This window comes from Polaromonas sp. AET17H-212, assembly GCF_002379085.1.
Lineage (GTDB): Bacteria > Pseudomonadota > Gammaproteobacteria > Burkholderiales > Burkholderiaceae_C > Polaromonas.
This window is the reverse complement of sequence record NZ_NBZW01000003.1, coordinates 216,645-229,177: the sequence shown is the minus strand read 5'-3', so window position 1 is coordinate 229,177 and position 12,533 is coordinate 216,645. Positions and strand designations below refer to the sequence as shown.

Here is a 12,533-nt window from a genome sequence, read left to right as displayed (position 1 = left end):
GGCTAAAACCCGCGCAGGCGGCGGCGCCGCCCGCAGGCTTATTTGCGCCCCAGTCGCGCCGGCGCCGTCAGGTCATGCTTGCGCACCGGGAGGGTCGGCGGACCCGCAGGCGCGCCCGGCAGTGTCTGCGCCAGCGCGTTCCGGTGTCTGCCGGGAAGGCTGTCCTCCACGCCCGTGAAGGTGGCGGCACCGGCTTTGTCGGGTGTCGTGGTGACCGAGCCGGCGAAATACAGGCTGGCCAGATCCCGCGTCAGCTGGGCAGGCGTCAGCCCAGTGCGCTGCAGCAGGGCGTCAAAGTCGCCCGCTGCCTGCGACAGCTCGCGCAGCAAGATCAGCTGCGAGTCCCTGATCCAGCGCATGGGCACGGCTGGCGCATGGCGAAAATAGACCGGCTTGCTGCGGTAGCGCGAAGGCAACACGTCGCGCTCGGTGCGCTGCGCGTAAATCCAGCGCAAATGGGTCAGGCTGCTGCGCAGAAAATGGCTCGGGATGTCGTGCGCCTCCAGGGGACGCCGGTCCCAGTGGGCCAGTTCGAAATCGACCGGGTCGGCCTTGCGCAAAATGCCGATGCGCCACTCGTGGAAATCCATCACGGCCAGCAGCTGACCCTTGTGGCTGACGTGGTAAATACCGGGCAGCAACTCGTTCTCGCGCGCGATCAGTTGCCCGCCCAGCACAAACTGGGAACGCAAAGGCCGCAACCAGCTCTCGAAATGCTGCAGCACCCCGGACAGGCTGGCCCCCCCACTCAGGTCGAAGGTATGCTTGGGGTCAAAATCATCGGAGGCCAGCGGTAGCGAAAAGCCGATCGGGCGGTCGACCTCGTCCAGATCGAGTTGCACGGTGCGCTCGGTGGGCAGGCCGGCCAGAATTTTCAGGGTATCGGCCGCCACCAGACGGCATTTTTCACCACTGACCAGCCAGGCATCGGCCTCTGCAAACGGACCGACACGCCACACCGCGCCCCGGGGTGGTAACTGGCCGAGCAGCAGATGGAGCCGCTCGCGCTGCTCGGGCGTGAAACCAGCCAGACCCAGGCAGAGAAGGGGTTGCTCGGACGACATGGCGCTTCCTTTGACGACCGGTTCTTCCATGCGACAAGCGAGTGGCTGCGAGGAATGGAAGTGTAACTAGAAGTTCTAAATTTAGCACTTAATGGTTAGCACGCCATCCCCCAATTAGGGGAGGCGTCGTCAACGCGCGCGTCTGGCTTTGACCGCTTCGGACAACCCATCGAGCAAATTGAGCGAATCCTCCCAGCTCAGGCAGGCATCCGTGATGCTTTTGCCGTATTCCAGGTTTTTGGCATCGTCCTTGCCAGGCGTGAATTTCTGGGCGCCCGGCTGCAGATGGCTCTCGACCATCAGGCCGAAGACCTGGTGGGAGCCCCCTGCCACCTGGGCGGCAATCTCGCGTGCCACCTCCAGCTGTTTCTCATGCTGCTTGGCACTGTTGGCATGGCTGCAGTCGACCATCAGGGTGGCCGGCAGTTTGGCCGCTTCCAGCTCCTTGCAGGCCGCGCCCACGCTGGCGGCGTCGTAATTGGGCGTCTTGCCGCCGCGCAGGATCACATGGCAGTCCTTGTTGCCGTTGGTCTGCACAATTGCCACCTGGCCATTTTTGTGCACCGACAGGAAATGGTGGCCGCGGGCAGCCGCCTGGATCGCATCTGTGGCAATGCGGATGTTGCCATCCGTGCCGTTCTTGAAGCCGATGGGTGCCGACAGGCCGGACGCCAGTTCGCGGTGTACCTGGCTTTCCGTCGTGCGCGCCCCGATGGCCCCCCAGGCGATCAGGTCGCCGATGTACTGCGGCGAGATCACGTCGAGGAACTCGCTGCCGGCCGGCAGGCCCAGGCGGTTGATGTCGATCAGCAACTGGCGCGCGATGCGCAGGCCTTCGTCGATGCGGTAGGTCTCGTCCAGGTAAGGGTCGTTGATCAGGCCTTTCCAGCCGACCGTGGTGCGTGGTTTTTCGAAGTACACACGCATCACGATCTCGAGCGTGCCGGCGTATTTCCTGCGCTGCTCGGCCAGTCGGCGCGCGTAGTCCAGCGCCGCCGCCGGGTCGTGGATGGAGCACGGGCCAATGACCACCAGCAGGCGGTCGTCCTTGCCGGCCATGATGTTGTGGATGTTTTTGCGCGTCTGGGTGATCAGCGATTCCACCGGGGTGCCGCTGATCGGGAAGAAGCGGATCAAATGCTCGGGAGGTGGCAACACAGTGATGTCCTTGATGCGTTCGTCGTCGGTCTGGCTGGTTTTGTCGACAGGACTCGCATACCAGGCATCGCTGGCTTGGGTGGCTTTGGCATTCATGGCTGGCTTCCTTTTAGAACGTTCGAGAATCGATTCGGCAAATGGCATGGGCAAAAAAAAACCGCCGGGGGCCCGGCGGTTTTCAAGAATCTGTTGCGTCTTTTTCTGCTTACGCGAGGATCTCTCTACCGCCGGAGGCGCTTGAGAACCAAAAGTAAGCAAAATAAGATTTCGCGGCTGACATGAATGAAATGTAGCACAGCCGCCGGACCATGGATTTTTTAACCGGTGAAGCCCTGGATGGCCAATCCCGGGGAACCTCAAAACGTCCTTATCCGCGCAGACGTTCCCACCAGGTTCTGGCCCGCTCCACCCGCGCCACATCCAGCGCCGCATCGCCGGACTCGCCCGCCTCCCGGCCGCTGAGCTGTTCGTACATGTCGATCAGCAGCATGCCCTCCCCCAGTGTCCGCCATCCGACCAGCTCGAAGTCCTCAAAATGGATGGCTTGCGGCTCCGGCGGGCCGGGCTTGTCCTGGGGACCGGCTGCCAGCAGCCACTGGCCAATCAGCACGCGAAAGTTGTTCAGCGCCGCCAGGTAGGCCGCGTATTCATAGAGGCCGCGCCACGCCGGCGAAAGGGCAATCACCAGCGCACGATGCTCGCGCAGGATGGTCATCAGGTCCATCAGGGGCGCGGCCAGCGCCTGCAGGTCGGGTTCGCGCTTCAGGCCTGACAGCACGGCTTCAATGCCCACCGCCAGACCGCCCATGCCGTCAGCCAGCTGCAGCGACTCCTCGTCGGCCATCGCCGAGCGCAGGAAGTGGCTGAGTTCACCAAAACTCTGGATGCTAGGCAGCAGCGTGGACGGGTCAATCGGCAGGCGCGGGTTGGAAGCAGCACTCATGACTTGCTTGAACGCATGTTGGTGCTCGTCTGTCGCGCTGAAACAGCCAGGCGGCAGGGCCCGCTCCCAAGCCGTCCCGCCAGGAAATGCACCGACAGCCCCGCCGGCATGAGGCTGTATGGATGGGTACAACCGCGATCGTAGCCGGCGAGGCAGCGAGAGCGGGCGGGCAGCGGAAAAGGGAAAAGACGTCGTTTCATTTCCCTGTATTTTCGCCCACTCGGCACAAGGCCGCCGCAACCGGCCCCAGCGCCATCAGCGGATCGCCGCCGGCGTAAGCCGCGCCGACAATCTGAACTGCCGCGGCACGTCGCGAATGCTCCGTGGACTGCATGGCTGTCTCCGCAGGAAAAGGTGACGGGATGAATGTTGGTCGCGTCAACCCGCCGCATCCAGCAGCGCGCATGCGACTTGTCGCGGGCGCTTTTGGCGATCAAGGGAAAGTACTTATTAATGGCGCAGCCCGCTTATGCAACAGTTGGTTTGTCCGACAAACTCCATGATGTCCGCCACCTGCATGCTTGCCGAAGTAGCCTCCGAATCCAGCGAACCTCTGTTTGATCGGGTCAAGGTCACGCCTGCCTACCAGATGATTACCGGGGTCGTGGAAAAGCAGATTCTGAGCGGGAAGCTGTCGCCCGGCACCCTGCTGCCGACCGAGGTCGAGTTGGCTGAGCAGTTCGGCGTCAACCGCTCCACCGTGCGCGAGGCCATCCGCCAGCTGGAGCAGGAGGGTCTGGTCGAGCGCCGCAGTTCCAAGCGCCTGCAAGTCACGATGCCCGGCATTTATGACGCGGCCCCGCGTGCCGCGCGCTCGCTGATGCTGCAACAGGTCACCTTTGCCGAACTGTGGCAGGTTGCAGTGGTGCTCGAGCCCGAGGCCGCGCGCCTGGCGGCCCAGTCAGCAACAGCCGCGGACATCGAGCAGCTCGCGGCCAATGTGGATCGCCTGAAGGCGCACCACAAAAATGGCGGCTCCATGCAGGAGCATGCGCAGATCGACATCGAGTTTCATGCCACCGTGGCGCGCGCCTCCGGCAACCGGGTGTTGATGCTGGCGCGGGAGCCCATCAACCTGCTTTACCGTCCGTCCCTGACCAGGCTGCAGGCCGTCTTGCCGCAGCTGGAGCGACGCAATCTTGACGCCCACAAGCGCATTTTCAAGGCCATTGCCGCGGGCGATGCCGGGCAGGCACAGGAATGGACGCGCAAGCACTTGATTGATTTCCAGCGTGGCTACACGCTGGCCAGGATTCCGATGAACACGCCCATTGAGACGCATCACCTGGAGTAACGGCAAGGCCTTGGCCCGGCCGGTTTTTTTACCTGTTCAACCAATAGGAGATAACGATGGAAATCGCAGAAAAAAATTGGCAGCGCCGCTTCCGGCCCCAGTGGCGTCATGCACTTCTGGCGACTGCCGTGGCGATCGCGGCGGCGCCGGCACTGGCCCAGGAAACCTTCAAGATCGGCATCGTCAGCTTTCTTTCCGGCCAGGCGGCGGAAAGCTTCGGTGTGCCGGCGGTCAATGGTGCCAAGGTGCTCATTGATGCCTTCAACAAGGGGCAAGCGCCCGCGCCCTACAACAAGCCCGGCTTTGCCGGGATGAAAATCGAAGCCGTGTATGTCGACGAAGCCGGCGGCGCGACCAAGCAGGTTCAGGAAATGCGCAACCTGTACGAGCGTGAAAAAGTCGATGCCGTTGTGGGATACGTCGGGTCCGGCGACTGCCTGGCCGTCGCCCCCGTCGCCGAGGAGATGAAGCGGTTTCTCATCCTCTACGACTGCGGCACACCCCGCATCTTTGAGGAAAACAAATACCAGTACGTGTTCCGCACGGCATCCCATGCGACCATGGACAACGTGGCGCTGGCCCGCTATCTGAAGATGCGCAATGTCAAGGTTGAGCGCTACAACCTGATCAACCAGGACTACGCTTGGGGGCAGGATTCGCGCAAGGACTTCGTGCTGTCGATGGAACAGCTCTACAAAGGCGCGAAGGTTGAGGCCGATCTGCTGCCTAAATTTGGCGCAGGCCAGTATGGCACCGAGATTTCCGCACTTTCCACCAAGCCAGCGGACATTCTGCACTCCAGCCTCTGGGGCGGCGACCTGCAAGCCTTCATCCTGCAAGCCAGCGCCCGCGGCGTGTTCCAGAAGCAGCAGGGCGTGTTTTCAGCCGCAGACCACGTGCTGCCCGCCCTGGGGGACAAGATGCCCAATGGCATCATCCTCGGCGCGCGTGGTGCCTATGGCCTGATGTCGCCGAAGTCAGCCCTGAACGACTGGTGGTTCAGCCTGTATGAGAAAGCCAACAACGTGTACCCGGTGCAGGCACCCTACCGCATGGCCCAGGCCTTGTTCGGACTCAAGGCTGCCGCAGAAAAGGCGATGGCGGCCAATGGCGGCAAAAAGCCGACGCAGGAACAGCTCGCCGCGGCACTGAAAGGCAGCCAGTGGGAATCCCCAGCCGGCACCATCCGGATGGCGCTCGGCGACGGCCAGCAGGCGATCCAGGACACCGCCATCGGCAAGACCCGTTACGACGCCGCCCGCAAGATGGTGATGCTCGATGACATCCAGCGGTTTGGCGCTGCTTGCGTCAACCCGCCGGCCAACATGAAGAGCGAAGACTGGATCAAGGCCGGCTTCCCGGGCGCCAAGTGCCCGTGAGTCCCGTGACCCCCTGACATTCAATTTTCTGCACGCTGCACATGAACCTGCTTCTCACCATATTGTTTGACGGCATCACCTATGCATCATGGCTTTTCATCGTGGCGCTGGGGCTGACGCTTGTGTTCGGCGTGCTGAAAATCCTGAACATCGCCCACGGCAGCTTTTATGCCGTGGGCGCATACGCTGGCGCCAGCCTGGTGGGCTGGATGCTGTCCATGCAAATGGCGCCAGCCTTCACCGTGGTCGCATTGTTTGCGGCGGCAGTGGGTGTTTCCGTCCTCCTGGCGCCCTTGACGGAGCGTGGCATTCTCAGAATGTTTTATGGCCGGGACGAAGTGCTGCTGGTGCTGGTGACCTACGCGATGTTTCTGATGCTGGAAGACATCACCAAACTGCTATGGGGCGTGAATCCCTATTACGTGTCGGACACCTACCAGGCCTTCGGCATCCTCAATATTGCCGGTCAATCCTATGTCGGGTATGACGTGCTGTTGATCGGGCTCGCGATCGGATGCGGACTGCTCACATGGTGGGTGCTCAACCGCACCCGTCAGGGCAAGATCGTGACGGCAGTCATTCACAGCGCGGAGGTGGCGTCCAGCATGGGTGTGAACGTGTCGCGGATCTACACCCTGGCTTTCATGGGCGGCGTGTTTTTTGCGGCGCTCGGGGGCGCACTCACGGCACCGATGATTTCAGTGCAGCCAGGCTTGAGCGTCGGCGTGATCATCGTGTCGTTTGCAGTGGTCATCATCGGCGGGCTTGGCAGCATCGAGGGGGCAGCCATAGGCGCATTGATCGTCGGGCTATCGCGAGCGACGGCTGTGCACATCTGGCCGCCGGCCGAGCTGTTCAGCATCTACGTCGTGATGGCCGTGATCCTGATGTTCCGCCCCGAAGGAATGTTCCAGCGCATCCAGGCCCGCAAGATTTGATGGCAAGCCGCCGTCCCCATAAAGCCCGGAGGATTTTGTCTTGATTGTTTCTTCTGCCAAGCGCGTTTTTCTGGTTTCTTTCCTGGTCTTTCTGCTGCTGCTCGGGCTCGGGCTGGTGCTGCCCAAGTGGCTGGTTTTTTTGGGCACCATTGCCCTGGCCAATGGCCTGGTGTCGCTCGGCATCATGCTGATGATGCGTAGCGGCGCGGTGCCCTTCGGCCAGGGACTGGTGTTTGCAGCCGGCGGCTACACCGCCGCCCTGCTGTTCAATCGGCTGGGCATCACCGACGCACTGGCACTGTCCGTGATGGGCGGGGTAACGGCCTTTTTTGTCGCCCTGCCTTTTGCACCCCTGCTGGCGCGCTACCGCGGCATTTTCTTTGCCATGCTGACGCTGGCGCTGTCGATGGTGTTGTACGGAATTCTGATGAAAACCGACACGCTGGGCGGCTCGGACGGCTTCAACGTCACGCGCCCGACCCTGTTCGGCTTCAAACCCGAGGCGGCGCAGTCCACCCTGCTGCTGTGGGGCGTCACCTCGGGCGTCACCTGCCTGATGGCCGGACTGGCGCGCCTCTATTGTGATTCCACGCGCGGCCTGCTGTCACTGGCGGTTCGGGAAAACGAACTGCGGGTGGAATACCTGGGCATGTCGGTCGTCAACATCGTGGCGTGGAACTACCTGCTGGCCGCGTTTCTGGGGGGGCTGGGCGGCGCATTGGGCGTGCTCGCACTCGGCCACATCGACCCCAACTTCAGCTACTGGACAACCTCCGGCGAATTTGTCTTCGTGGCCATTCTGGCGGGTTACCAGAGCGTGACGGCCGTGCTCGTCAGCTCCTTGTTGCTGGAGCTGGTGCGTTCGTTCTCCAGCGCCTATTTCCCGAACACCTGGCAGCTGGCATTGGGCATCTTCCTGTTGCTGGTGATCCGTTTTCTGCCCGACGGACTGGGCTCGCAGATGTACCGGCTGCTTCCCAAACGCAACAACAAGGACTGAGTCGCCGTGAACCCCGCCAAACAAGCCCTGTTGTCCGCCCAACACCTGAACCGCAGCTTCGGTGCCGTGGTCGCGGCATCCGACATCACCATCGACATTGCCACCGGCGAGCGCCTGTGCCTGATCGGCAGCAACGGCGCCGGCAAGACCACCTTCGTCAACATGATCACCGGTTACCTGAAACCGGCATCGGGGCGGATCGTTCTGGACGGCGAAGACATCACCGCACTGGCCCCGCGGGAAATCACGCGCCGGGGCGTGGCCCGGTCATTTCAGATTCCGCAGCTGTGCATGCACATGCCGGTGCTGGACAACATGCTGGCATCGCTGCATTGCAGTCGCGGTGATCGCTCGTTTCTGCGCTCGGGCCGGGAGCCCTCCGCCGTGGCCGAGTGCCTCAGCCTGCTGGAGCGTTTTGACCTGGCAAAACACGCGTCGCGGCCCGTGATGGAACTGCCGGGCGGCGTGCGCAAACTTCTGGACATCGCAATGTCGCTGACCGGACACCCCAAACTCCTGATGCTTGACGAGCCCACCAGCGGTGTCAGCGCCGAGGAAAAATTCATGACCATGGACACGGTCATGAACGCGATTGACCGCGGCGCGCAGGGCCGGCCGGTGACCGTGGTGTTTGTTGAACATGACATGGACATCGTGGAGCGTTACGCCTCGCGTGTGATTGCTTTTTACAGCGGACGCGTGATCGCTGACGGTTCTTCGTCGGCGGTGCTGGGGGACACCGAGGTGCAGCGCTACGTGACCGGCTCCGTGCGCCCCTCCGAGGAGGCTGCAGCATGATCCGGCTTTCGCAGGCCGTCGTGGCCATCCAGAACGTTGATGTGCTGCGGCAGTTCTCCATCACGGTGGAGCCCGGCAGTCTGGTCGGCCTGGTCGGACGCAACGGCGCCGGCAAGACCAGTGTCATGCGGACCATCATGGGCCATCTCGCGCTGCGCGAAGGAACGCTGCACTTTGGCGACGTGGACCTCAGCACCCTGGCCAGCCACGAGCGCGCCGCCCTGGGTATTGGTTACATGCCGGAAGACCGCGGGCTGGTGCCGGAACTGACGGTTGAGGAAAACATCTGCCTGCCGCTTTGGGTGTCACCCAGCCTGCGTGTGGCCGAACGCCTGGAACTGGTCTACTCGGTCTTGCCGGAACTCGTTGAAATGCGCACGCGCAAAGCCCTGCTGTTGTCCGGCGGGCAGCAAAAGCTGGTCGCGCTGGCCCGCGCACTGGCGGTGGGCACGCGCCTGTTGCTGCTGGACGAACCCTTCGAGGGCGTGGCACCCGCCCTGTCGCAAAGGCTCTCGGAGGTCGTGGGGAAAATGCGCGGCAGCGGTCTCTCGGTACTGATCAGTCAATCGGACCTGAACCACTCGCGCCACCTGCTCGACACTGAAATTGTGATCGAGCGTGGCGCAAACCGGCATTGAACCCGTGACGGCACCCATGGACGCCCACAGCACCACGCTGACACATTGGCAGTTGCACGCCCCGCAGGTGCTGCGGCGCGAGGCCCATTTCGATTCGCGCGTCGTCGCCTGCTTCGCTTCCCGACCTCCGGGGCTTGCCACGATGATGCATGAGGCCGCGGCGCGCCATCCGCAAGCCGAGGCGCTGGTGGACGGTGATCAGCGCTGGACCTGGCGGCAGCTGGAAGACGCCGGCCTGCGCATTGCCCAGGGCCTGCAGCGACTGGGAGTGAACCCGGGTGACCGGGTGGCGCTGCTGATGGGCAATCGGGCCGAGTTCGTGCTGGCGCTATACGGCATTGCGCAGCTCGGTGCGGTGGCGGTGCCCATGAGCACGCGGGACTCGGCCAAGGGCGTCGGCTTCATCCTCCATCAGTGCGGGGCGCGGGCCGTGATTGTGCAGGCCGACCTGGCGCGCCTGCTGCCAACGCAACTCGACGACGGCACGCCGATCATTCAGGTGCTGTGCACCGGCGCCGACGGGTCTGAAGTCCCGAAGACCATGCTGTCCACCGCGTGGAACAGCCTTCTGGATCCACCGCTGGCCACCTTACGGCATGAGGGTGAGGTCGAGGAGGCACCCGCCATCATTCTCTACACCTCGGGTACCACGGGGCAGCCCAAAGGCGCGGTCATCACGCGCTTCAATGTGGTGCACTCGGCCCTGCACTACCAGACCTGCCTGGGCCTGGAAGCCGGCGAACGCGCGGTGCTGGCGGTGCCCGGCTCGCATGTGACCGGCATCATTGCCATCGTTGCGGCCATGGGCGCGGTCGCCGGATGTGTGATCATCCTGCGCGAGTTCAAGGCGGGGGCATTTCTGCAATTGGCCGTGCGCGAACGCATGAGTTACACCCTCATGGTGCCGGCCATGTATGCGCTGTGCCTGCGCGAACCCGGATTCGCCACACTCGATCTGAGTGCCTGGCGCCTGGGCGGGTTCGGTGGCGCCCCCATGCCCGAGAGCACCATCGAGCAGTTGGAGCGGCACTGCCCGACCGTGCAGCTTTTCAATGCCTACGGCGCCACGGAAACCACCTCTCCAGCCACCATCACGCCGCCAGGTTCACGGGTGCTGGACGCGGTAGGCGTCGCCCTGCCCTGTGCAGACATCCGCATCATGGACGACGAAGGGCGCGAAGTGCCGCCTGGCGAGAGCGGTGAAGTCTGGATTGGCGGGCCGATGGTGGTTCCCCGTTACTGGAACAACCCGCAAGCCACCGCGCTGTCGTTTTGTGGCGGTTACTGGAAATCAGGCGATATCGGCACCCTGGATGCGGACGGCTTTCTGCGCATCCACGACCGCAAGAAAGACATGATCAACCGGGGCGGCTACAAGGTGTTCTCGGTCGAGGTGGAAAACTGCCTGATGGGACACCCCCGCGTGCTGGAGGCCGCTACCGTCGGCGTGCCCTGCCCGGTTCTGGGTGAACGGGTCCATGCGTTTGTGTTTGTGCAGGCCAGCGCCGGCGGTGTGTCCGGCGAGGCGCTCGCGGAAGAGCTCAAGGACCTGTGCCGCCGTGACCTGGCGGACTACAAGGTACCCGATGCGATCAGCATCATGCCGTCGCCGCTGCCCCGCAACGCCAACGGCAAACTCCTCAAGCGAGAATTGCGCGAGCGCCTGCTTTCAGCGAACTGACCCCACCAGGAAAATCAGGCGGTGCCGCCCACGGTCAGGCCGTCAATGCGCAGGGTCGGCTGGCCGACGCCCACGGGCACGCTCTGGCCTTCCTTGCCGCAGGTGCCAACGCCGCTGTCGAGCTGCATGTCGTTGCCCATCATGGTGACGCGGGTCAGCGCATCCGGGCCATTGCCGACTATGGTGGCGCCCTTGACCGGGTAGAGGATCTTGCCGTTTTCGACCCAGAACGCTTCGCTCGCGGAAAACACGAACTTGCCCGAGGTGATGTCGACCTGGCCACCGCCGAAATTGGTGGCGTAAAGGCCTTTCTTGATGCTGGCGACGATTTCTTCCGGCGCCTTGTCGCCGCCCAGCATGTAGGTGTTGGTCATGCGCGGCATCGGCACATGGGCATAACTCTCGCGGCGGCCGTTGCCGGTGGGCTTGACGCCGGACAGGCGCGCATTGAGCGAGTCCTGGATGTAACCCTTGAGGATGCCGTCCTCGATCAGCACATTGCGCTGGCTGGCGTTGCCCTCGTCATCGACGTTGAGCGAGCCACGCCGGTCGGCAATCGTGCCGTCGTCGAGCACGGTGACGCCTTTGGCCGCCACGCGTTCACCGATGCGGCCGGAAAACGCGCTTGATCCCTTGCGGTTGAAGTCGCCTTCCAGCCCGTGGCCAATCGCCTCGTGCAGCAGGATGCCGGGCCAGCCGGGGCCCAGCACCACGGTCATTTCGCCGGCCGGGGCCGGGCGCGCATCGAGGTTGGACAGGGCCGCGGTCACCGCGTCATTGACATATTCGTTGATCTGCGCCTCGTCGAAATAGGCCAGGCCGAAACGCCCGCCGCCACCGCCCGAGCCCATTTCGCGGCGGCTCACGCCGGCGACCTTTTTCTCGGCAATCACCGTCACCGACAGGCGCACCAGCGGCCGCACGTCGGCGGCCAGCGTGCCATCGGCACGCGCGACCATCACCACGTCGTATTCGCTGGCCAGGCCGGCCATGACCTGCACGATGCGCGGGTCTTTGGCCTTGGCGAGTTTTTCCACGCGCTCGAGCAGCTTGACCTTGGCCGTGCTGCCCAGCGTTGCGATCGGGTCCATGTCCCGATACAACGAGCGGCCGGGCGCGACCTTGCGCGCCGGCACCTTGACACGGCCGGCACGGGTGGCCGCCGAAATGGTGCGGACGGTGCGCGCCGCGTCGAGCAGCGAGGCCTCGGAGATGTCATCGGAGTAGGCAAACGCGGTTTTTTCACCGCTGACCGCACGCACGCCCACGCCTTGGTCGATGCTGAAGGAGCCGGTCTTGACGATGCCTTCTTCCAGGCTCCAGCCTTCGCTGCGCGTGTACTGGAAATACAGGTCGGCGTCATCGACGCCGTGTGAGGTGATTTCCCCCAGGGCCCGGCTCAAATGGGCCTCGGTCAGTCCGAAAGGCGCCAGCAGCAGCTTTTGCGCTATCGCCAGACGTTCCGATGTGGCGTCGGAGTTGGGACGGGCGGCGCGGGCGGCGGTAAAGGCTGGCTTGCGTGCCGAGACCGGCGAGGATTTGAGTGAGGTCATGCGGTCATTGTAGGCAGTCTGATCCGGCCCCGCCCCTGCAAGGCTTCTGTCCGCCGGGACGGGCAGAAGCCCGGAACACCTGCCACC

12 protein-coding genes are annotated in these 12,533 nt (G+C 63.6%); 7 read left to right on the top strand and 5 right to left on the bottom strand.

Annotated features, from left to right (window positions below; all coding sequences use genetic code 11):
- Positions 1-38 precede the first annotated feature (38 nt).
- The 4 genes from B7G53_RS05085 to B7G53_RS22800 all read right to left on the bottom strand — a co-directional run bounded on the left by B7G53_RS05085 (position 39) and on the right by B7G53_RS22800 (position 3,499).
- Positions 39-1,064, bottom strand: a complete 1,026-nt coding sequence (locus tag B7G53_RS05085) for a hypothetical protein (RefSeq protein WP_141396294.1) — start codon at positions 1,062-1,064, stop codon at positions 39-41.
- A gap of 129 nt (positions 1,065-1,193) precedes the next feature.
- Positions 1,194-2,318: a 3-deoxy-7-phosphoheptulonate synthase gene (locus B7G53_RS05080; RefSeq protein ID WP_096664460.1), complete on the bottom strand. Its 1,125-nt coding sequence runs from the start codon at positions 2,316-2,318 to the stop codon at positions 1,194-1,196.
- Positions 2,319-2,589: 271 nt separating this feature from the next.
- Positions 2,590-3,165, bottom strand: coding sequence for a hypothetical protein (locus B7G53_RS05075; RefSeq protein ID WP_096664457.1), 576 nt, complete (start codon positions 3,163-3,165; stop codon positions 2,590-2,592).
- Positions 3,166-3,361: 196 nt separating this feature from the next.
- On the bottom strand, positions 3,362-3,499 hold the full coding sequence (locus tag B7G53_RS22800) for a hypothetical protein (RefSeq protein ID WP_176491286.1): 138 nt from the start codon (positions 3,497-3,499) through the stop codon (positions 3,362-3,364).
- Positions 3,500-3,664: 165 nt separating this feature from the next.
- Between B7G53_RS22800 and B7G53_RS05070 the strand changes: the two genes are divergently transcribed.
- The 7 genes from B7G53_RS05070 to B7G53_RS05040 are packed head-to-tail and all read left to right on the top strand — an operon-like array spanning position 3,665 to position 10,893.
- A complete protein-coding gene (locus B7G53_RS05070; RefSeq protein WP_176491285.1) occupies positions 3,665-4,459 on the top strand; it encodes a FadR/GntR family transcriptional regulator in 795 nt (264 codons plus the stop codon).
- 56 nt (positions 4,460-4,515) lie between these two features.
- The gene (locus B7G53_RS05065; protein ID WP_096664451.1) at positions 4,516-5,838 is read left to right on the top strand and encodes an ABC transporter substrate-binding protein; all 1,323 of its coding nucleotides are present in this window, start codon (positions 4,516-4,518) and stop codon (positions 5,836-5,838) included.
- 41 nt (positions 5,839-5,879) lie between these two features.
- On the top strand, positions 5,880-6,776 hold the full coding sequence (locus tag B7G53_RS05060) for a branched-chain amino acid ABC transporter permease (RefSeq protein WP_096664448.1): 897 nt from the start codon (positions 5,880-5,882) through the stop codon (positions 6,774-6,776).
- Positions 6,777-6,816: 40 nt separating this feature from the next.
- On the top strand, positions 6,817-7,776 hold the full coding sequence (locus tag B7G53_RS05055) for a branched-chain amino acid ABC transporter permease (RefSeq protein WP_255249913.1): 960 nt from the start codon (positions 6,817-6,819) through the stop codon (positions 7,774-7,776).
- Between the two features lie 6 nt (positions 7,777-7,782).
- On the top strand, positions 7,783-8,574 hold the full coding sequence (locus tag B7G53_RS05050) for an ABC transporter ATP-binding protein (RefSeq protein WP_176491284.1): 792 nt from the start codon (positions 7,783-7,785) through the stop codon (positions 8,572-8,574).
- Positions 8,571-9,212, top strand: a complete 642-nt coding sequence (locus tag B7G53_RS05045) for an ABC transporter ATP-binding protein (protein ID WP_096664445.1) — start codon at positions 8,571-8,573, stop codon at positions 9,210-9,212. The genes B7G53_RS05050 and B7G53_RS05045 overlap by 4 nt, the downstream gene beginning before the upstream one ends.
- A 16-nt stretch (positions 9,213-9,228) precedes the next feature.
- Positions 9,229-10,893, top strand: coding sequence for a class I adenylate-forming enzyme family protein (locus tag B7G53_RS05040; RefSeq protein WP_096664637.1), 1,665 nt, complete (start codon positions 9,229-9,231; stop codon positions 10,891-10,893).
- 14 nt (positions 10,894-10,907) lie between these two features.
- Here the strand turns inward: B7G53_RS05040 and tldD are convergent, their stop codons facing one another.
- The gene (gene tldD / locus B7G53_RS05035) at positions 10,908-12,446 is read right to left on the bottom strand and encodes a metalloprotease TldD (protein WP_255249912.1); all 1,539 of its coding nucleotides are present in this window, start codon (positions 12,444-12,446) and stop codon (positions 10,908-10,910) included.
- Between the last annotated feature and the right edge of the window lie 87 nt (positions 12,447-12,533).

Bases quoted from the DNA above. Each gene is read 5' to 3' on its own strand.
- B7G53_RS05085 (WP_141396294.1), bottom strand. From the start codon at position 1,064: ATGTCGTCCGAGCAACCCCTTCTCTGCCTGGGTCTGGCTGGTTTCACG.
- B7G53_RS05080 (WP_096664460.1), bottom strand. From the start codon at position 2,318: ATGAATGCCAAAGCCACCCAAGCCAGCGATGCCTGGTATGCGAGTCCT.
- B7G53_RS05075 (WP_096664457.1), bottom strand. From the start codon at position 3,165: ATGAGTGCTGCTTCCAACCCGCGCCTGCCGATTGACCCGTCCACGCTG.
- B7G53_RS22800 (WP_176491286.1), bottom strand. From the start codon at position 3,499: ATGCAGTCCACGGAGCATTCGCGACGTGCCGCGGCAGTTCAGATTGTC.
- B7G53_RS05070 (WP_176491285.1), top strand. From the start codon at position 3,665: ATGATGTCCGCCACCTGCATGCTTGCCGAAGTAGCCTCCGAATCCAGC.
- B7G53_RS05065 (WP_096664451.1), top strand. From the start codon at position 4,516: ATGGAAATCGCAGAAAAAAATTGGCAGCGCCGCTTCCGGCCCCAGTGG.
- B7G53_RS05060 (WP_096664448.1), top strand. From the start codon at position 5,880: ATGAACCTGCTTCTCACCATATTGTTTGACGGCATCACCTATGCATCA.
- B7G53_RS05045 (WP_096664445.1), top strand. From the start codon at position 8,571: ATGATCCGGCTTTCGCAGGCCGTCGTGGCCATCCAGAACGTTGATGTG.
- B7G53_RS05040 (WP_096664637.1), top strand. From the start codon at position 9,229: ATGGACGCCCACAGCACCACGCTGACACATTGGCAGTTGCACGCCCCG.
- tldD (WP_255249912.1), bottom strand. From the start codon at position 12,446: ATGACCTCACTCAAATCCTCGCCGGTCTCGGCACGCAAGCCAGCCTTT.